Origin of the sequence: Streptomyces actinomycinicus, from assembly GCF_016741775.1 — a bacterium.
Classification (GTDB): Bacteria; Actinomycetota; Actinomycetes; order Streptomycetales; family Streptomycetaceae; genus Streptomyces; species Streptomyces actinomycinicus.
The window spans coordinates 71,003-90,134 of record NZ_JAERRK010000014.1; the positions used below are offsets into that span (position 1 = coordinate 71,003).

Annotated in this window: 15 protein-coding genes; 10 read left to right on the forward strand and 5 right to left on the reverse strand. The window is 69.8% G+C overall.

The window, feature by feature from the left end; genetic code table 11:
* Window positions 1-63 precede the first annotated feature (63 nt).
* Window positions 64-834 (forward strand): GNAT family N-acetyltransferase, encoded by a 771-nt coding sequence (locus JK359_RS24715; RefSeq protein WP_201839756.1) that lies wholly within the window; start codon window positions 64-66, stop codon window positions 832-834.
* Window positions 835-1,137: 303 nt separating this feature from the next.
* Entirely contained in the window at window positions 1,138-3,144 is a 2,007-nt protein-coding gene (locus tag JK359_RS24720) for an ATP-dependent DNA helicase (RefSeq protein WP_201839759.1), read from the forward strand.
* Between the two features lie 150 nt (window positions 3,145-3,294).
* Here JK359_RS24720 and lexA read toward each other — a convergent pair whose 3' ends face one another.
* Window positions 3,295-4,074, reverse strand: a complete 780-nt coding sequence (lexA, locus tag JK359_RS24725) for a transcriptional repressor LexA (protein WP_030750750.1) — start codon at window positions 4,072-4,074, stop codon at window positions 3,295-3,297.
* A gap of 563 nt (window positions 4,075-4,637) precedes the next feature.
* On the opposite strand from lexA, the gene nrdR reads away from it, so the two are divergent.
* Both nrdR and JK359_RS24735 read left to right on the forward strand, forming a co-directional pair.
* On the forward strand, window positions 4,638-5,189 hold the full coding sequence (gene nrdR / locus JK359_RS24730; RefSeq protein WP_201839762.1) for a transcriptional regulator NrdR: 552 nt from the start codon (window positions 4,638-4,640) through the stop codon (window positions 5,187-5,189).
* A 160-nt stretch (window positions 5,190-5,349) separates the two neighbouring features.
* Window positions 5,350-8,238, forward strand: a complete 2,889-nt coding sequence (locus JK359_RS24735) for a vitamin B12-dependent ribonucleotide reductase (RefSeq protein WP_201839765.1) — start codon at window positions 5,350-5,352, stop codon at window positions 8,236-8,238.
* Window positions 8,239-8,374: 136 nt separating this feature from the next.
* Here the strand turns inward: JK359_RS24735 and JK359_RS24740 are convergent, their stop codons facing one another.
* Window positions 8,375-8,908: a TerD family protein gene (locus tag JK359_RS24740; RefSeq protein ID WP_201839768.1), complete on the reverse strand. Its 534-nt coding sequence runs from the start codon at window positions 8,906-8,908 to the stop codon at window positions 8,375-8,377.
* 153 nt (window positions 8,909-9,061) lie between these two features.
* Here JK359_RS24740 and JK359_RS24745 point away from each other — a divergent pair, with 153 nt between their 5' ends.
* The 3 genes from JK359_RS24745 (at window position 9,062) to JK359_RS24755 (ending at window position 11,397) form a co-directional block, all read left to right on the forward strand.
* Window positions 9,062-9,667: a YdbC family protein gene (locus tag JK359_RS24745; protein ID WP_201839770.1), complete on the forward strand. Its 606-nt coding sequence runs from the start codon at window positions 9,062-9,064 to the stop codon at window positions 9,665-9,667.
* Window positions 9,668-9,819: 152 nt separating this feature from the next.
* The gene (locus JK359_RS24750) at window positions 9,820-10,479 is read left to right on the forward strand and encodes a histidine phosphatase family protein (RefSeq protein ID WP_201839773.1); all 660 of its coding nucleotides are present in this window, start codon (window positions 9,820-9,822) and stop codon (window positions 10,477-10,479) included.
* Window positions 10,480-10,491: 12 nt separating this feature from the next.
* A complete protein-coding gene (locus tag JK359_RS24755; protein WP_201839775.1) occupies window positions 10,492-11,397 on the forward strand; it encodes an ADP-ribosylglycohydrolase family protein in 906 nt (301 codons plus the stop codon).
* Between the two features lie 424 nt (window positions 11,398-11,821).
* On the opposite strand, the gene JK359_RS24760 is transcribed toward JK359_RS24755, so the two are convergent.
* Window positions 11,822-13,372, reverse strand: a complete 1,551-nt coding sequence (locus JK359_RS24760; protein ID WP_201839778.1) for an MFS transporter — start codon at window positions 13,370-13,372, stop codon at window positions 11,822-11,824.
* A 187-nt stretch (window positions 13,373-13,559) separates the two neighbouring features.
* Here JK359_RS24760 and JK359_RS24765 point away from each other — a divergent pair, with 187 nt between their 5' ends.
* From JK359_RS24765 to JK359_RS24775, 3 genes are all read left to right on the forward strand, one after another.
* Window positions 13,560-14,183: a TetR/AcrR family transcriptional regulator gene (locus JK359_RS24765; protein ID WP_201839781.1), complete on the forward strand. Its 624-nt coding sequence runs from the start codon at window positions 13,560-13,562 to the stop codon at window positions 14,181-14,183.
* An 80-nt stretch (window positions 14,184-14,263) separates the two neighbouring features.
* A complete protein-coding gene (gene rnhB, locus JK359_RS24770; RefSeq protein ID WP_201839784.1) occupies window positions 14,264-14,965 on the forward strand; it encodes a ribonuclease HII in 702 nt (233 codons plus the stop codon).
* 68 nt (window positions 14,966-15,033) lie between these two features.
* Window positions 15,034-15,645, forward strand: a complete 612-nt coding sequence (locus tag JK359_RS24775; RefSeq protein WP_201839788.1) for a hypothetical protein — start codon at window positions 15,034-15,036, stop codon at window positions 15,643-15,645.
* Window positions 15,646-15,997: 352 nt separating this feature from the next.
* On the opposite strand, the gene JK359_RS24780 is transcribed toward JK359_RS24775, so the two are convergent.
* Both JK359_RS24780 and JK359_RS24785 read right to left on the reverse strand, forming a co-directional pair.
* Window positions 15,998-16,618 carry a hypothetical protein gene (locus JK359_RS24780; protein ID WP_201839791.1) on the reverse strand — a complete coding sequence of 207 codons (621 nt, stop codon included), beginning with the start codon at window positions 16,616-16,618 and terminating at the stop codon, window positions 15,998-16,000.
* Window positions 16,619-16,884: 266 nt separating this feature from the next.
* Complete coding sequence (locus JK359_RS24785) at window positions 16,885-19,050, reverse strand: RecQ family ATP-dependent DNA helicase (protein ID WP_201839794.1); 2,166 nt, start codon at window positions 19,048-19,050, stop codon at window positions 16,885-16,887.
* Window positions 19,051-19,132 lie beyond the last annotated feature (82 nt).

Below are 19,132 nucleotides of genomic sequence, written 5' to 3' on the forward strand. Positions count from 1 at the left end.
CCGCCCCCGTCCCCCGCACACCCGAGGAACATGACCCACCCCGTCTCCTGAGAGGAGCGCAGCGTGCCTCCCACCGATGCGAGCGCCGGAACCGGCCCTGCCCCTGCCCAACCGGGCCCCACCGGCCCCCGCGCGGACGTCACGGGCCCTCGAACCTCTCGCTTCCGCGGGTTCACGGTCGAGGACGACGACCCGGACAGCGAGGACACGCTGGAGCTGCGACTGCCCACCGAGTTCGTCGCACTGCCCGCCGGCTCGACGGCCGACCTCCTCGACCGAATCCCCTCATGGGGTCCGGTGATGACCTCCGTAGGGGCTTTCCGCCTGGCCCCCGTACGCATCGAGCAGGATCTGCCGCTCCTCCAGCGCTGGATGAACGACCCCGTCGTCGCGGAGTTCTGGGAGCTGGCCGGGCCCCGGCACCGGACGGCGGACCACCTGCGGGCTCAACTCGGCGGTGGCGGGCGCAGCGTGCCGTGTCTCGGCGTACTCGACGGCAGGCCCATGAGCTACTGGGAGATCTACCGGGCAGACCTGGATCCGCTGGCCCGCCACTACTCTGCCCGCCCGCACGACACCGGGATCCACGTCCTCCTCGGCGACGCCGCGGACCGGGGACGGGGGGTGGGATCCGCCCTGCTCCGAGCCGTAGCCGACCTGATCCTGGACCGGCGCCCCGCGTGCACACGCGTCGTAGCGGAACCTGCTCTTGGCAACACCCCCTCCGTCTCAGCCTTCCTCAGCGCCGGCTTCCGGTTCGCGGCCGAGATCGACCTGCCGGGCAAACGGGCTGCCCTGATGATCCGGGACCGGTCCCTGCGCCAACTGCTGTAGCGTCATGTGACTGCGCGTTCACAATGAGATACGAGCGGCGGTTCCGCGGTGTTCCCGTGATCCCAGAAATTTCTGAGGGCTCCCCCCGCCCCGGGTTCGCGCCCCTCCCAGCCCCGCCCTGGGCAGCGGCACGAAGCGCATCGCACCACACCCCGACATCAGACACCCCCCCACCAGCCCCACACCCCAGCCACCCCACCGACCCCACCCACTCCACCTGCCCAGGAGCCCGGCCGTGATCCCGCCCCCTCTCCCCGCCATGACCACCCGTTTGTCAGTGCAGGGTCGTAGGGTGGTCGGGCTATGACGAAGCCCTCCCTCTCCGAACTCCTCCACGCCGCCGTCGCCGCCGTCGGCGGTACGGAGCGCCCTGGCCAGGTGACCATGGCCGAAGAGGTCGCCCAAGCGATCGACGACGGATCCCACCTGCTGGTCCAGGCCGGCACCGGCACCGGAAAGTCGCTCGGCTATCTCGTGCCCGCGCTCGCGCACGGAGAACGGGTGGTCGTCGCGACGGCCACACTCGCCCTGCAGCGCCAGCTCGTGGAGCGCGACCTGCCGCGTACGGTCGACGCCCTGCACCCGCTGCTGCGCCGCCGCCCGGAGTTCGCCATGCTCAAGGGCCGGTCGAACTACCTGTGCCTGCACCGCTTGCACGAGGGGATGCCGCAGGACGAGGAGGACGGCCTCTTCGATCAGTTCGAGGCCGCCGCACCCACCAGCAAGCTGGGCCAGGACCTGCTGAGGATGCGGGACTGGGCGGACGAGACGGAGACCGGCGACCGGGACGATCTCACGCCGGGCGTCTCCGACCGTGCCTGGGCCCAGGTGTCCGTGTCGTCGCGGGAATGTCTGGGCGCGTCGAAGTGCGCGTACGGCGCCGAATGCTTCGCGGAGCTGGCCCGTGAGCGTGCCAAGCTCGCCGAGGTCGTGGTCACCAACCACGCGCTGCTGGCCATCGACGCCATTGAAGGCGCCCCGGTGCTGCCCCAGCACGAGGTGCTGATCGTGGACGAGGCGCACGAACTCGTCTCCCGGGTCACCGGCGTCGCCACCGGAGAACTCACGCCCGGACAGGTCAACCGTGCCGTGCGCCGCGCCGCCAAACTCGTCAACGAGAAGGCCGCCGACCAGCTCCAGACCGCCGCCGAGGGCTTCGAGCGGCTCATGGAACTGGCGCTGCCGGGCCGCTTGGAGGAGATCCCGGAAGATCTCGCCTACGCCCTGATGGCGCTGCGGGACGCCGCCCGCACGGTCATCTCGGCGATGGGAGCCACGCGCGACAAGTCCGTCCAGGACGAGGACGCTGTCCGCAAGCAGGCGCTGGCCTCGGTGGAGACGGTGCACGACGTGGCGGAGCGGGTCCTGAACGGCTCGGAATGGGACGTCGTCTGGTACGAGCGGCACGACCGCTTCGGCGCCTCCCTCCGGGTCGCCCCCATGTCGGTCTCCGGGCTGCTCAGGGAAAAGCTCTTCGCCGACCGGGCCGTCGTCCTCGCCTCGGCGACGCTCAAGCTGGGCGGTGACTTCAACGGGGTCGGCGCCTCACTGGGACTCGGCCCGGAAGGGGCGGAGGGCGAGGACCTGCCCAAGTGGAAGGGTGTGGACGTCGGCTCGCCGTTCGACTACCGCAAGCAGGGCATCCTGTACGTCGCCAAGCATCTGGCGCGCCCCGCGCGGGACGGCGAGCGCACTGACATGCTGGACGAGCTGAGCGAGCTGATCCAGGCGGCCGGCGGTCGTACGCTCGGCCTGTTCTCGTCCATGCGGGCCGCCCAGCTCGCCGCCGAGGAGCTGCGCTCCCGGATCCCCGAGTTCCCGATCCTGCTGCAGGGCGAGGAGACGCTCGGCGAACTGATCAAGAACTTCTCGGCCGATCCGAGGACGTGCCTCTTCGGCACGCTGTCGCTGTGGCAGGGCGTCGACGTCCCGGGCCCCAGCTGCCAGCTGGTCGTCATGGACAAGATTCCCTTCCCGCGCCCCGACGATCCCCTGATGAGTGCCCGGCAGAAGGCGGTGGAGGACGCCGGCGGCAACGGTTTCATGGCGGTGGCCGCGACCCACGCCGCCCTGCTGATGGCGCAGGGCGCGGGCCGTCTCGTACGGGCGTCCGGGGACCGGGGCGTGGTCGCCGTCCTGGACCAGCGGCTGGCCACGGCGCGCTACGGCGGCTATCTGAAGGCGTCGCTGCCGGACTTCTGGTTCACCACGGACCGCAACCAGGTCCGCAAGTCGCTCGCGGCGATCGACGCTGCGGCGAAGCAGACGGAGACGGAGCGGACGGGGACGGAGCACGCGGCCGCACAGTGATGGCACGGTGGTCTGACCGGCGCGGGTCAGACCACCCCCCTTTGGGGAGCCATCCCCGGCCGTTTCGGACATGCGCAGGGCCCCGGAACCGGCGCAGGGGTTCCGGGGCCCGGTCAGGGGGGCGAGCGGTGCGCCCGCCCGCCGCAGCCGTCACACGCGGCGCAGCACGGCGACGACCTTGCCCAGGATGGTCGCGTCGTCGCCTGGGATCGGCTCGTAGGCGGCGTTGTGGGGGAGGAGCCAGACGTGGCCGTCCTCCCGCTTGAAGCGCTTGACGGTGGCTTCGCCGTCGAGCATGGCGGCCACGATGTCGCCGTTCTCGGCGACCGGCTGGCGACGGACGGTTACCCAGTCTCCGTCGCAGATCGCAGCTTCGATCATCGAGTCGCCGACGACCTTGAGGACGAACAGTTCGCCGTCACCGACGAGCTGGCGGGGGAGGGGGAAGACGTCCTCGACGGACTCCTCCGCGAGGATCGGACCACCGGCGGCGATACGGCCGACCAGCGGGACGTACGACGCGGCGGGCTTGCCTGCGGTGTCCGTGGGCTGCACGGTCACCGCCTGGTCGGACCCGCGGACCTCGTATGCGCGCGGACGGTGCGGGTCACGGCGCAGGAAGCCCTTGCGCTCCAGTGCCATGAGCTGGTGGGCGACCGAGGACGTGCTCGAAAGGCCGACGGCCTGGCCGATCTCCCGCATCGACGGCGGGTAGCCGCGCCGCTGTACAGAGTCCCTGATGACCTCGATCACCCGGCGCTGCCGGTCGGTGAGTCCCGAGCTGTCCGCCCGGATGCCTGGAGGTCGGCCCGGCAGGGAGCGCTTGTGCCCCTCGGGATTCGTGGCTTCGTTCATCGCGTGTACCGGCTCGACTCGGCCCTGGGAGCGGTCCTGGGCGGTGATGGTGGCACTGTCTGCGGTGGTGGTCACGTCGGCCCCTCTCGATGGTCTCCCTGCTGGACAACGGTAGTTGCTTTCGAAAGGTTGCGCCAAACACACGTTCGAGTGAAAAAGTGCGTTTCACCTGACGTGATCGTGTGTCCGGGTGTATGGCGCACGCGACACCGGGCGGGCAAAAGTGCCCATTGTTGTACTCTTCACCGCCGGGGTTGCCGACCTTGTGGGTCGTGTGCCCAGTCTGCCATCCGGAACCTCTCGGTCCGGGATTCGGGGCCCTTCTGTGCGGGAGTGGCACGCGCCCTCCCCGCGGTGCCCACGCTATCGCCGCATGCGCCATAGAGGTACGGCCCCGCGTGCGCGTGTCTGCGCTGGTCGCCGGCAGTGCCCGCCGCGTGCCCCCTCGCCGCGACACGCGTATCTGCCTCGGTGTATGAGCCAATCCCCACATCTAGTGGTTGGATGGCTACAGCAGCCCACAAGTTGTGGTCCCCCGGGTCGGGGATGGCTCGGCGATCGCCTATGCTTAGGGCTGCTTCGCGGGGCCCACGGGTCCTGCGAGGCTGTTGAGTCTGCTGTGAGGAGGGTTGGAGATCATGCACTGCCCCTTCTGCAGGCACCCCGACAGCCGCGTGGTCGACAGTCGTACGACCGACGACGGCACGTCGATCCGCAGGCGCCGCCAGTGCCCCGACTGCTCCCGTCGTTTCACGACCGTGGAGACGTGCGCGCTGATGGTGGTCAAGCGGTCCGGAGTCACGGAGCCTTTCAGCCGTACCAAGGTCATCAACGGCGTGCGCAAGGCGTGCCAGGGGCGGCCTGTCACCGAGGACGCACTCGCCCAGCTCGGCCAGCGGGTCGAGGAGGCGGTGCGCGCGACCGGAAGCGCCGAGCTGACCACCCACGACGTGGGCCTGGCCATACTCGGCCCGTTGCAGGAACTCGACCTCGTCGCTTATCTGCGGTTCGCCTCCGTCTACCGGGCGTTCGATTCGCTCGAGGACTTCGAGGCCGCCATCGCGGAGCTGAGGGAAGCGACGAGAGGCCCCGCCGTGGACGACGGAGACGCGGCGGCGGGGAGCCAGGAAGACGATCGCGGGCCCGGAGGGACCACGCAGGTCCCGGAGCCCGTCCACGCCGCCGACTGACCGGCGGGCCGGAACCGGGCGGAGACCCCGATTCCGGCCGGTAGGCGGCGGACGAAGACCTGTTGCGGGTGGCAGCTGAGGGTGCCCGCGACGCAAGACAGAACATGTGCCCCTGGGAACATCGGGGCACTTCAGGGCGTTTTGCCCACAGGGAGGCGGCATGACAGAGACGGCGAGCGGTCCGGCACGAGGTTCCCGAGCCAAGGGCGCCAAGGCCACCAAGGGGCTGCGTATCGAGCGCATCCACACCACCCCCGGCGTACACCCGTACGACGAGGTCGCGTGGGAGCGCCGTGACGTCGTCATGACCAACTGGCGCGACGGCTCGGTCAACTTCGAGCAGCGTGGCGTCGAGTTCCCCGACTTCTGGTCGGTGAACGCGGTCAACATCGTCACCAGCAAGTACTTCCGAGGTGCTGTCGGCACCCCGCAGCGCGAGGTCAGCCTCAAGCAGCTGATCGACCGCATCGTGAAGACGTACCGGAAGGCCGGTGAGGACTACAAGTACTTCGCCTCGCCCGCCGACGCCGAGATCTTCGAGCACGAGCTGGCGTACGCCCTCCTGCACCAGATCTTCAGCTTCAACAGCCCCGTCTGGTTCAACGTCGGTACCCCGCAGCCCCAGCAGGTCTCCGCCTGCTTCATCCTGTCCGTCGACGACTCCATGGAGTCGATCCTCGACTGGTACAAGGAAGAGGGCATGATCTTCAAGGGCGGCTCCGGCGCCGGCCTGAACCTCTCCCGTATCCGCTCCTCCAAGGAGCTGCTGTCCTCCGGTGGCAACGCCTCCGGCCCCGTCTCCTTCATGCGCGGCGCCGACGCCTCCGCCGGCACCATCAAGTCCGGTGGTGCCACCCGCCGCGCCGCCAAGATGGTCGTGCTCGACGTCGACCACCCCGACATCGAGGACTTCATCCAGACGAAGGTCAGCGAGGAGGAGAAGATCCGCGTCCTGCGTGACGCGGGCTTCGACATGGACCTGGGCGGCGACGACATCACGTCCGTCCAGTACCAGAACGCCAACAACTCGGTCCGCGTGAACGACGAGTTCATGAACGCGGTGCAGAACAGCGGCAAGTTCGGCCTGCGCGCCCGCATGACCGGTGAGGTCATCGAAGAGGTCGACGCCAAGTCGCTCTTCCGCAAGATCGCGGAGGCCGCCTGGGCCTGCGCCGATCCGGGCATCCAGTACGACGACACCATCAACAACTGGCACACCTGCCCCGAGTCCGGCCGGATCACCGCGTCGAACCCGTGCAGCGAGTACATGCACCTGGACAACACGTCCTGCAACCTGGCCTCGCTGAACCTGATGAAGTTCCTGAAGGACGACGGCAAGGGCAAGCAGTCCTTCGAGACCGAGCGCTTCCAGAAGGTCGTCGAGCTGGTCATCACCGCGATGGACATCTCGATCTGCTTCGCGGACTTCCCGACCCAGAAGATCGGCGAGAACACGCGCGCGTTCCGCCAGCTGGGCATCGGCTACGCCAACCTCGGCGCCCTGCTGATGGCCACCGGCCACGCCTACGACTCAGACGGCGGCCGCGCCCTGGCCGGCGCCATCACCTCCCTCATGACGGGTACGGCCTACCGCCGCTCCGCCGAGCTGGCCGAGGTCGTCGGCACCTACGACGGCTACGCCCGCAACGCCGACGCCCACAAGCGCGTCATGAAGCAGCACGCCGACGCCAACGGTACGGCCGTCCGCATGGACGACCTGGACACCCCGGTGTGGGCCGCCGCCACGGAGGCCTGGCAGGACGTCCTGCGTCTCGGCGAGAAGAACGGTTTCCGTAACTCCCAGGCGTCCGTGCTCGCCCCGACCGGCACCATCGGTCTGGCGATGTCCTGCGACACCACCGGTGTCGAGCCCGACCTCGCCCTGGTGAAGTTCAAGAAGCTCGTCGGCGGCGGCTCGATGCAGATCGTCAACGGCACCGTCCCGCAGGCCCTGCGCCGCCTGGGCTACCAGGAGGAGCAGATCGAGGCGATCGTCGCCCACATCGCCGAGCACGGCAACGTGATCGACGCCCCCGGTCTGAAGCACGAGCACTACGAGGTGTTCGACTGCGCCATGGGCGAGCGCGCCATCTCCCCGATGGGCCACGTCCGCATGATGGCCGCGATCCAGCCGTGGATCTCCGGCGCCATCTCCAAGACGGTCAACATGCCGGAGACGGCGACCGTCGAGGAGGTCGAGGAGATCTACTTCGAGGCCTGGAAGCTCGGCGTCAAGGCGCTCGCGATCTACCGCGACAACTGCAAGGTCGGCCAGCCGCTGTCGGCCAAGAAGAAGGACGCCGAGGAGAAGAAGGCCGAGCAGCCCGCGGCCGTCGAGACCAAGGTCGAGAAGGTCGTCGAGTACCGCCCGGTCCGCAAGCGCCTCCCCAAGGGCCGTCCCGGCATCACCACGTCCTTCACGGTCGGCGGTGCCGAGGGCTACATGACCGCCAACTCCTACCCCGACGACGGTCTCGGCGAGGTCTTCCTGAAGATGTCCAAGCAGGGTTCGACCCTGGCGGGCATGATGGACGCCTTCTCCATCGCCGTCTCGGTCGGCCTGCAGTACGGCGTGCCCCTGGAGACGTACGTCTCCAAGTTCACCAACATGCGCTTCGAGCCGGCCGGTATGACGGACGACCCGGACGTGCGGATGGCCCAGTCGATCGTCGACTACATCTTCCGTCGCCTGGCGCTGGACTTCCTGCCCTTCGAGACCCGCTCCGCGCTCGGCATCCACTCCGCCGAGGAGCGCCAGCGGCACCTGGAGACCGGCTCCTACGAGCCGGCCGAGGACGAGGTCGACGTCGAGGGCCTGGCCCAGTCGGCCCCGCGCGCCCAGGAGCTGAAGGCGGTCGTCACGCCGAAGGCCGAGTCCGAGGCGGCCAAGCCCGCCCCGCAGCAGGCGCACACCAGCGCCGAGCTGGTGGAGATGCAGTTGGGCATCCAGGCCGATGCCCCGCTGTGCTTCTCCTGCGGTACGAAGATGCAGCGGGCCGGTTCCTGCTACATCTGCGAGGGCTGCGGCTCGACCAGCGGCTGCAGCTGACGGTGAGTGCCGGACAGGTGTGATGCACCTGTGAGGGCGGTGGACCTGGTCATACGGGTCCACCGCCCTCGGCGTTCCGGACCACCGAGGGGCGACGGCCCTGGCCGCCGCCCCCTGCTTCACCGGAGCAACGTCGTCAGGGCTGGTGTGCCCGGCCCATGACCCGGGTGTAGGTGGCCGGGTCCTCGTCGAAGCCGTGCACCCCGGGGCGGATGGACCAGTTGCCGGAGTCGTCCCTCGCGAACTCGGCGATCGTGGCGGCCGTCGCCCCGGGGACCGTGCCGAAGTCGTCCTCGGCGAGCACGGTGTAGCCCTCGCGGATGCGCACGGCCGGATTCAGCACCTCCCCGAATCGCTTGTCCCCGGTCCGCTGCTGGATGACGACACCCACCACCACGCGCGCGTACCGGCCGTCGAGCCGGTCGAGTTCGAGCGTCATGATCTCGTCCCAGCCGAAGCCCTTCCCGTCCGTGCTGTCACGGTTGAGGTAGATCGTGCCGTCCGGCGAGCGGCTGTCGAAGTGCACCAGATAGGCCGGCGTCCCGTACGCGTCACCGGACACGAACGTCGCGGCGACGATGTCGAGGTCGGTCGGTGGCCGACCGGCCGGACTGGGATCCCACTTGAGGGCGACCTCCACCTTGCGAATTCCCTTGCTGAAGCCGGTCACCAGGCTTCCCCTTCCCCCTTGTGGCTTCCTCGTCCCCAACTCCCGTGCAGCAGGGGCTCCTTGCCCATCGTGCCACGTGCGCGGGGTCGTGCGCGCGGACGATCTCCGCCCGAGCGTGACCGGCGCCACGCTCGGTGGCCGTACGATGGCGCGGTGCTGGTCAAGTGGATTCGCTGCACCGTGGTGGACCGCCGGGGCTTCGAGCGGGGGCAGCGAAAATGGGCGGGGCTTCTGGGGGAGCCGGGTTTTCGGGGACAGGGCGGGGGCTGGAGCCGGCAGCGGCAGGGCGTGGCGCACACGTTCGCCTTCTGGGAGAGCCGTGCCTTCTACGACTCCTTCATGGCCCGCTCCCATGACCGCCTGGCCGCCGCCCAGTCCGGAACATTCAGGAACGCCCAGGCCAAGCTGTTCGAGTACCGCTTCGATGTGAAGACGGGCTTCGAACCGCGCTTCACCGACGCCGACCTGGTCCGGGTGGCCCTGTGCCGGATCCACGAGGAACGCGTCGAGCACTTCACGCTCATGCAGGAGAAGGTCTGGAACCCCGCGATGGCGGGTTCGCCCGGCATGATCCGCGGCATGTTCGCCGAGGCGCCCGAGCGGGAGTTCCTGATCATGTCGATGTGGCGGTCGGCCGCGGAGCACGGCAAATACCGCACCGAGCGTGTGGAACGCCTGGCGCTGCGCGCTCAGACCGAGGCGGACGTCGCGGCGCTCTCCGGCGACATCGTGGAGCTGGAGCCGTCCTGGACCGTCTGACAGGAGATGGTGAGTTCGGAAATCAGATGCACTCCCTCGAGTCGCCGTACGGAGCGGGCCGGATCAGCCCGGGACGGGGAATCCATGTGACCTACGCCGTATGGGGCCCGTTCGAGTGCTCTACTTTGCGCCGTTCGATCTAGGGTTTTGGCATGGCACGACCACGGCGCATCGTCCTTGTCCGGCACGGCGAGTCGACGGGCAACATCGACGACTCCGTGTACGAACGCGAACCCGACCACGCTCTGGCACTGACCGAGCGCGGTCTGCGGCAGGCGGAGGAGACAGGGAAACAGCTCCGGGAGGTCTTCGGCAGGGAACGCGTGAGCGTGTACGTCTCCCCGTACCGACGTACGCTCGACACACTCCGTGCCTTCCACCTCGACCCCGGCCTCATACGCGTCCGGGAGGAACCCCGACTGCGCGAGCAGGACTGGGGCAACTGGCAGGACCGCGACGACGTGCGCCTGCAGAAGGCCTATCGCGACGCGTACGGTCACTTCTTCTTCAGGTTCCCGCAGGGAGAGTCCGGCGCCGACGTGTACGACCGGGTCGGCGGCTTCCTGGAGAGCCTGTTCCGCAGCTTCGAGGACCCCGAGCACCCCCCGAACGTGCTCCTGGTGACCCACGGACTCGCGATGCGGCTGTTCTGCATGCGCTGGTTCCACTGGACGGTCGCGGAATTCGAGTCGCTGTCCAACCCCGGGAACGCCGAGATGCGGATGCTCGTTCTGGGGGAGGACGGCAAGTACACACTGGACCGGCCCTTCGAACGGTGGCGGGAACCGGTCCCGCACTGGGTCAACGGATAGAGTGGCAGAGCGATGACCGCTGACTCCTCCTCCCTCGGGCGCCTGGAGCGCGCCCTGGCCAGCCTGCGCGGCCTGTCCGTCGGGGACGCGCTGGGCTCCCAGTTCTTCGTTCCGGTGAACTATCCCCTGCTGAAACGCCGCGAGCTGCCCGCAGGCCCCTGGCAGTGGACGGACGACACCGAGATGGCCTGCTCCGTCGTGGCCGTCCTCGCCGCTCACGACCGCATCGACCAGGACGCGCTCGCCCGCTCCTTCGCCGAGCACCACGACTTCGACCGCGGCTACGGCCCCGCGGTCAACCGCCTGCTGCGCCTGGTGCGGGAAGGCGACGACTGGCGCGAACTGGCCGCCGAACTCTTCAACGGAAGAGGGTCCTGGGGCAACGGCGCGGCGATGCGCATCGCGCCCCTGGGCGCCTGGTACGCGGACGATCCCGAGCAGGCGACCCACCAGGCCGAGATCTCGGCCTACCCCACGCACCAGCACCGGGAGGCCGTGGTCGGAGCCATGGCCGTGGCCGCGGCGGCGGCACTGGCCGGCTCGCCGGACGGCTCGCCCAGCCCCGAGGCGCTCCTCGACGGCGTCATCGCGCTCGTGCCGAAGAGCGCGGTCGGCCAGGGACTCCGTCGTGCCCGGGACATGCTCGACTACGGCGACGCGGCCACCGTCGCGGCCGTCCTGGGCTGCGGGCGCCGCACGAGCGCGCACGACACCGTCCCCTTCGCCCTCTGGTCGGCCGCTCGCTCCCTCGGGGACTACGAGCGGGCGTTCTGGACGACGGCCCAGGTGGGCGGAGACGTCGACACCACCTGCGCGATCATGGGTGGCGTGCTGGCCGCAGGCAAGGCGGGGACGCCGCCCACCGAATGGGTCCAGCGCACCGAGGCCCTGCCGGACTGGGTGCCCACCGGGCTCTGACGGCTGCCCCGTCCCGCTGTGACGGGTCAGCTGGGTGACGGAGCGGCCGGAATCCCTTCGCATCCGATGGAAACCCTCCGTATCCGGAGGGAACTCTCTGTGACCGCGGCTCGTTCTTCCCGTGTCTGCTCGCCCCCCGCGCTTCCGGTGCGGGGGCGGAGCGGCGAAGGTATCGGGCGAATCGGGGTGGGAGGGGTGTGCGGTGGCGTCTGTCTGGTCAGCCGTGCTGGTGCTGGTGCTGGTGCTGGTGCTGGTGCTGGTGCTGGTGCTGGTGCTGGTGCCGGTGCCGGGGTTGGTTCCCGCCTTCTCCCCGGCCGTGGCGCGAACGCGGGTCGCCGTGGTGCGGCCGGCCGGACCGCCGCTTGTGCTGCCCGTCCCCCGGCAGCGGTCCGGCCGGCCGCGGCTCCGCGCGGCCGGGACTCGGTCAGAGAATTCCTGGACCGGCCGTTCCTGCGAGGGACTCGAGATCGCTCTTGCGGACCTTGATCACCAGCCATGCGGTGACGAATGCGAGCCCGGCCATCGCGGCAGCCGGGACGAACGCGGTGGAGATGCCGTGGGCGAGCACCTCGTGGCCCCAGGGAGCGGGCAACTGGTGCGTCTTGGTGAACTGCGCCTGCTGCTCAGGCGAGGCGTTCGCGAGGAACTTCGGCAGCTGCTTCTTCGTCTCGTCCGTGCTGGCCGTACCGAAGACGGTCGTCAGGATGGACAGACCGAGCGAACCACCGACCTGCTGCATCGCGTTGAGCAGTCCGGAAGCCGCGCCCGCCTCGTGCTGGGCGACGCCGGAGACGGCGGTGACCGTGGCCGTCACGAAGTTCAGGCCCATGCCGAAACCGAACACGAGCATGGGGCCAAGCACCCCGCTGACATAGGTGCTGTCGGGCCGGATGAAGGTCTGCCACACCAAGCCGACCACCACGAGTGCCGAGCCGACGACCATGAACGGCTTGGGGCCGAACTTCGGCAGCAAGGCCTGGGACAGGCCCGCGGCCACCGCGATCGCGACGGTCACCGGAAGGAAGGCGAGACCGGCCTTGATCGCGCTGTAGCCGAGCACGTTCTGCACGAACAGCACGATGTAGAAGAACATGCCGAACATCGCCGCGGCCAGGCTCAGCATGATCACGTACGTGCCCCAGCGATTGCGGTCCGTGAACATCTTGAGCGGGGTGATCGGTTCCTTGGCCCGCAGCTCGGTGAAGACGAAGGCGAACAGCAGCACCACGGCCGCGCCGAACGAGCCGAGGGTGAGGCTGTCCCGCCAGCCTTCCTCCGCGGCGCGTATGAAGCCGTACACCAGCGTGGCCATGCCCGCCGTGGACGTCAGGGCGCCGGTGAGGTCGAACCGTCCGGGGTGCCGCTCGGACTCGTTGATGTACAGCGGCGCGAGCGCTGCGATCAGCACACCGATGGGCACGTTGACGAACAGCACCCATCGCCAGTCGAGCCAGTCGGTGAGCATGCCACCCGCGAGCAGGCCGATGGCACCGCCACCCGCGGACACGGCGGCGAACACGCCGAAAGCCCGGTTGCGTTCGGGTCCCTCGGGGAACGTCGTCGTGATCAACGCCAGCGACGTGGGCGATGCGATCGCGCCGCCCACGCCCTGCAGGGCCCTCGCGGCCAGCAGCTGCCAGGGTTCCTGGGCCAGGCCGCCGAGCAGCGAGGCGAAGGTGAACAGCAGGATGCCGGCGATGAACACCCGGCGGCGGCCGAGGATGTCGCCGGCCCGTGCGCCGAGCAGCAGCAGGCCGCCGAAGGTGAGCGTGTAGGCGCTGACCACCCAAGTGAGGTCGGTCGTGCTGAACTTGAGGGCGTCTTGAATGTGCGGGAGCGCGATGTTCACAATCGTCGCGTCGAGTACCACCATGAGTTGGCAGGCCGCGATGACGGTGAGTGCGATGCCGGGATGCCCCGCCCGGCGGGCCACGCCCGGTTTCCGATCGTCCTGGAGCAACTGAGAGGTCGTCACTATGGGTCCCCCATAAAGGCGTTAGTGAACGCTCGCGTTCACTGTCGCGTCCACGGTAGTGAGTCTCGAACAGTGAACGCAAGCGTTCACTTAATTGCGTGCCGCGCCCTGCGTCCCCCTGTTTGCTGCAGCGCGGTTCGCTCCACCCCGGAATCCCCGCTTCCCTTTGTACGCTGGAGAAACAGAGATGGTTACCTCGCGCTGGACGGCCGCCACCGCTCGGACGGCTTCCTCTCGTCGGCGCGGTGCGGTGCTGGAGCGCGCGATCCTGGACGCCGCTCTCGAGCAGCTGAGCACGGTCGGCTGGAAGGGTCTGACCATGGAGGGTGTGGCGGCAGGCGCCCAGACCGGCAAGGCCGCGGTCTACCGTCGCTGGCCCTGCAAGGAGGACCTCGTCGCGGACGCGCTGGTGTCCGGGCTCCCTCGGCTGGAGAAGGCCCCGGACCTCGGCAGTGTGCGCGAGGACCTGCTCACCCTGTGCCGGCTGGTGCGGCAGATCATGTACTCGCGGCCCGGCGTCGCACTGCGCTCGGTGATTCACGAATGCGACCACATGCAGGCAGAGCGCTTCGAGAGTGTGATCGTCGGCAATGTGGTCGAGCCCACGATCGAGCTGCTTCGGGAGGTCATCACCCGAGGCATAGAGCGAGGGGAAGTGCGGGCGGACGCGGCCAACGGGTATGTCTTCGACGCCGTTCCGGCCATGATGATGTACCGCTCGAAAATGTGCGCAAGCGAATGGAACGAGCGGGACCTCGAAGAGATGGTCGACCAGCTGATGCTCCCGCTGCTGCGCCCGTACGGGGCCTGATCCGCCCGTGGGTGATCTTGGTTGCGGTCGGGTGACCGGGGTGTCGCCCGGCGATCCCGACGGCGTACGCTAAGGGCGCCATGCCGTACGAACCGCCTACTCACACCGTCGAGCGCTCCCTTCGCGCAACGACCGGAGCGAAGATCATTGCCGGTGTCGATGAGGTGGGGCGCGGCGCCTGGGCCGGTCCCGTCACCGTCTGCGCGGCGATCACCGGACTCCGACGGCCGCCCGAGGGGCTGACCGACTCCAAGCTGCTGACCATCAGGCGGCGTACAGAACTCGCCGTGGTTCTGCAGACGTGGGTGACGGCCTACGCGCTGGGGCATGCTTCCCCCGAGGAGATCGACGACCTGGGGATGACGGCTGCACTACGGCTCGCCGCGGTCCGTGCCCTGGACGCTCTGCCGGTCCGTCCCGACGCCGTCATCCTCGACGGCAAGCACGACTATCTCGGTGCCCCGTGGAAGGTGCGCACGGTGATCAAGGGTGATCGGTCGTGCGTGGCCGTCGCGGCGGCGTCGGTGATCGCCAAGGTTCAGCGCGACAAAATGATGGCCGAACTGGGTAGCGACCATGCAGACTTCGGATTCGCGGACAACGCCGGGTATCCGTCCCCCGTGCACAAGGCCGCACTGGAGGAGCGGGGGCCCACTCCGCACCACCGTCTGTCGTGGGCGTATCTTGATGCGTTGCCTCAGTGGCGGCACCTCAAGAAGGTCCGCAGCTGGGCGGACGGAGGCGTTCCGGAAATCGAGGGTCAGCTCGGCTTCGATTTCTGACGGTTCCGATCGCACTGATGTGCCACCCGGTCACCCGCACCGCACCAACGTTTGATAAATATCAGCTCATGCCTCTCATTCCCGAGGAGCCTCAGATTCACGAGAGTGCCCAGGGTCCCCGCGTCACTCCGGCCAGCGGCCGTACCGCGCCGACCCCTCGCCCCGTACCCGGCCCCCGCCCCGGTCGTCCCGGCCCTCCGCGGCCCACGGCGCCGGTGCAGCGCACGTCGCGTGACGTGGCTCCGGCCAAGCCGGGCCCGTCCGCCCCGGCCGCTCCCGCCGCAACGGCGAACCCGCAGATCCAGCTGCTCCCGGCTTCCGTCGAGGGTGCGCTGGACGCCGCCGACGAGGCGGTGGACCTGCTCCTGGAGTCGGGCCGCGCCCCCGGCGACGTGCTCGTGATCACCACGGGTGACCAGCATCCGTGGGCCGAACACGAGTTGTCCTTCGGCGAAGCGTCCTACTGGGCGCAGCACGATGCCGGTGACGACGTCTTCTACACGGACGCCGCCATCGCCTCCCGTGCCGCGTCCCGCCCGGTGGTCGTCGTGGCTGTCAACGGAGGGCCTGCCTCCGCCGCTGCCACCGTCCTCCCGCTGGCCCACTCCCGGGCCGGTGCACTGCTGATCGTCTGCGGCGACCCGCAGCAGATCAACTCGGTGCTGGGCGCCGGCGTCTGAGCCACGTCCGGCACCTCGGGCCACCGAGGTGCCGAGGGAGCCGCTCCGGCGGAATCCGTACGGTGCGGCTTTTGGCGTGCCCGGACGACGGGTGGCGTCTCTGCCGCTCTCCGGGCGGCCGGCCTGGTCGCCCTCCGGGCCCGCAGGAGTACCGGAAACCTTCGGGACATCGGAGGCCGTCGGGCGGGCCCGGCCCGGGTGTGGTGCCGGCGCAGGCTGCCGTATCGGCGGGACCGAGCCGTGTCTTCCGGGTGTCGGCGGGACCGAGCCGCGTCCGCCGCGCCGGTGGGACAGACCCGTTTCCGCTGTGCCGGTGGGACCGAGCCGCGTACTGCTGGTTGCGCCCAGCCCTTCAGCGGGCCGCTGCGCGGCGCAGGACCTCGGAGACGGGTCCTCCGGTGCGGGGCACGAGCGGCGGGGCCTCCGACGTGTCGAAGGGCTCCGGTGCCGAGTGGGCGTTGGGGCGGCGTCCGCCCCGTCCCTCACCGAGCACCTGCCAGCCTTCGTGTGTCAGCGTGATGTACGCGCCGCAGCGCAGCCCATGCAGGGTGCAGGCGTCGCGCAGCCCCCACATCCACGCCCCGTCCTCTTCCGTCCAACGGGCTTCGCCCTCACGGCAGTAGAGCAGCACCGCCGTGCGTACAGGGGTGCGGCGGCGCAGGTCGTGCGGAATCACCCGGCGCAGCTGGGCGAGCAGCGCGTTGCGGAACATCCAGCCGTCGGCCGGGGCCGGGCGGCGTGTGAACGATGCGCTGGCCCGCAGCCGCTCGTCCGCATCGAGCACCGCCACGATCGCCGTGGACGGCTGCGGGTGATGGCGTGCGTGCAGCCCGCTGACGACCTCACGCGGGTTGCGCAGCAACGGGATTCCGGCGGCGGCCCACTCGGCCGGCTCGAGCAGGCGGCTGGCGGAAGCGGCGGACGCGGAAGTCGACAACGAGGCCGCCGAGGACGAGGCGAATCCGAAGGTCACGTTCCTCCCTTCGGCTACGCGCCCACACTGCGGGCGAGGTCGGATTCGGGGGAGCGCGCACCGCAGCGGAGCCCAACCGGATCACGGACGAACCGTGCGGGGAGCGGACCTCAATTCTTCCTGTCGAACTTGGATGCGGCAACGAGCAATTGGGGCCACCGACTGTTATCTGGTGGTGCGTGGCTTATATCCTTACCCAGAGGTTCGACGGTTGACGCCCGGACCTCCGGGCGCGGCCCGCGTGGTTGCCGGCGGCGGCTGCCGGATCAGCCCTGGACGGCGAGGACCAGCGGCAACACCGCCTGCGCCCCCGACTTTCTGAGCAGGCGTGCCGCTACCGCCAGAGTCCAGCCCGTCTCCGTGAAGTCGTCGACCAGCAGAACGGGACCATGCGCCTCGGCGAGTGCCGACGCAAGCGCGGGCGGCACCGTCAATGCCCCGTCCAGGGCTTTCAGCCGCTGAGCGCTGTTGCTGCGCGACAGCCGCGGCACCTCCCCGGTGTATTCCACGGAGCCGAGCAGGGGAAGTCTGCCGACTTCCGCGATCCGGGCGCCCAGGGAATCGATCAGCCGGGGACGGCTGCGCGAGGCGACGGTGACCACGCCCACCGGCCGGGGCATGGCGTCCGCCGCGCCGGACGCCCAGCCACCGGGACCTCTCGCCCAGTCGGCCAGTACACCGACCACGGCTCGCGCCACGTCGTCCGGCACGGCCTCGTCCGGCGTCCCGGGCGCGAGCAGCGGACGGAGCCGGTTGCCCCAGCCGATGTCCGAGAGACGTCCCAGGGCCCGCCCCGGCGAGGCCTGCTCACCGGCCGGGATGCGCCCGCGGAGATCGATACCGATGGCCGGGAGACCGGTCGGCCACATACGACGGGGCTCCACCTCCACCCCGGCCCGGCCCAGGTCGCTGCGCGCGGCGTCCAGCGCCGTCGTCGACATGTCGGCGGTGAAGCGGGGGCCGGCGCAGTTGTCACAGCGGCCACAGGGCTTGGCACCCTCGTCGTCCAGCTGGCGCTGCAGGAACTCCATCCGGCACTCGGTGGTGGCGGCGTACTCGCGCATCGCCTGCTGCTCGGCCGTACGCTGCCTGGCCACCCAGTCGTACCGCTCGGTGTCGTACGTCCATGGCTGTCCGGTCGCGGTCCAGCCGCCTTTGACACGACGTACCGCTCCGTCGACGTCGAGCACCTTGAGCATGGTCTCCAGGCGTGAGCGGCGCAGCTCGACCAGGGGTTCCAGAGCCGGCAGCGAGAGGGGTTTGCCGGCCCGGGCGAGGACGTCCAGCGTGCGCCGGACCAGGTCCTCGGAGGGAAAGGCCAGCGATGCGAAGTACTGCCAGATCGCCTCGTCCTCCTTGCCCGGCAACAGCAGGACCTCCGCGTGCTCCACCCCGCGGCCGGCCCGGCCGACCTGCTGGTAGTAGGCGATGGGGGAGGAGGGGGAACCGAGATGGACCACGAAGCCGAGATCGGGCTTGTCGAAACCCATGCCGAGAGCGGAGGTCGCGATCAGGGCCTTTACACGGTTGGCGAGCAGGTCGTCCTCGGCCTGCTGCCGATCGGCGTTCTCCGTCTTGCCCGTGTACGAGGCGACGGCATGCCCGCGCTGCCGCAGGAAGGCGGTGACCTCCTCGGCCGCGGCGACGGTGAGCGTGTAGACGATGCCGGAGCCCGGCAGGTCGTCGAGATGGTCGGCCAGCCAGGCCATCCGGTGCGCCGCGTCCGGCAGCTGCAGCACGCCGAGGCTAAGACTCTCCCGGTCCAGCGGCCCGCGCAGCACCAGCGCGTCCGATGCGCCGCCCGTGCCCAGCTGCTCGGCGACGTCCGCGGTCACCCGCGCGTTGGCCGTGGCGGTCGTGGCCAGCACGGGGACTCCGGGCGGAAGGTCGCCGAGCATGGTGCGCAGCCGGCGGTAGTCGGGGCGGAAGTCGTGCCCCCAGTCGGAGATGCAGTGAGCCTCGTCCACGACCAGCAGGCCGGTGGCAGCCGACAGTTTGGGCAGCACCTGATCGCGGAAGTCCGGGTTGTTCAGCCGCTCCGGCGAGACGAGCAACACGTCGACGTCGCCCGCCGCGATCTCCGCCTGGACCGTCTCCCACTCCTCGGTGTTGGCCGAGTTGATGGTGCGGGCACGGATGCCGGCCCGGGCGGCGGCCTCCACCTGGTTGCGCATCAGCGCGAGGAGTGGCGAGACGATCACCGTGGGCCCGCTTCCTCCGGACCGCAGCAGCGAGGTCGCCACGAAGTACACCGCGGACTTGCCCCAGCCGGTGCGCTGCACGACCAGGGCCCGGCGCCGGTCGGCCACCAGCGCCTCGATCGCCCGCCACTGGTCCTCGCGTAGCCGGGCCGTGCTCGTGGCATCCCCGACGAGCCGGGCGAGGACGACGTCGGCCTGTGCCCGGAGATCCGCGTTGCTCGTGTGCTCCATGCGTTCCATACAACAGGACGGGACTGACAAGCGGGCGGTCGCGGGCCGCGGCTGTGGACAACCGACGGCTTTGTCGTGTCCC

Excerpts from the sequence above, each read along its gene's own strand:
- JK359_RS24720 (WP_201839759.1), top strand. The coding sequence starts at position 1,138 with ATGACGAAGCCCTCCCTCTCCGAACTCCTCCACGCCGCCGTCGCCGCC.
- nrdR (WP_201839762.1), top strand. The coding sequence starts at position 4,638 with ATGCACTGCCCCTTCTGCAGGCACCCCGACAGCCGCGTGGTCGACAGT.
- JK359_RS24735 (WP_201839765.1), top strand. The coding sequence starts at position 5,350 with ATGACAGAGACGGCGAGCGGTCCGGCACGAGGTTCCCGAGCCAAGGGC.
- JK359_RS24750 (WP_201839773.1), top strand. The coding sequence starts at position 9,820 with ATGGCACGACCACGGCGCATCGTCCTTGTCCGGCACGGCGAGTCGACG.
- JK359_RS24755 (WP_201839775.1), top strand. The coding sequence starts at position 10,492 with ATGACCGCTGACTCCTCCTCCCTCGGGCGCCTGGAGCGCGCCCTGGCC.
- JK359_RS24765 (WP_201839781.1), top strand. The coding sequence starts at position 13,560 with ATGGTTACCTCGCGCTGGACGGCCGCCACCGCTCGGACGGCTTCCTCT.
- rnhB (WP_201839784.1), top strand. The coding sequence starts at position 14,264 with ATGCCGTACGAACCGCCTACTCACACCGTCGAGCGCTCCCTTCGCGCA.
- JK359_RS24775 (WP_201839788.1), top strand. The coding sequence starts at position 15,034 with ATGCCTCTCATTCCCGAGGAGCCTCAGATTCACGAGAGTGCCCAGGGT.
- JK359_RS24785 (WP_201839794.1), bottom strand. The coding sequence starts at position 19,050 with ATGGAGCACACGAGCAACGCGGATCTCCGGGCACAGGCCGACGTCGTC.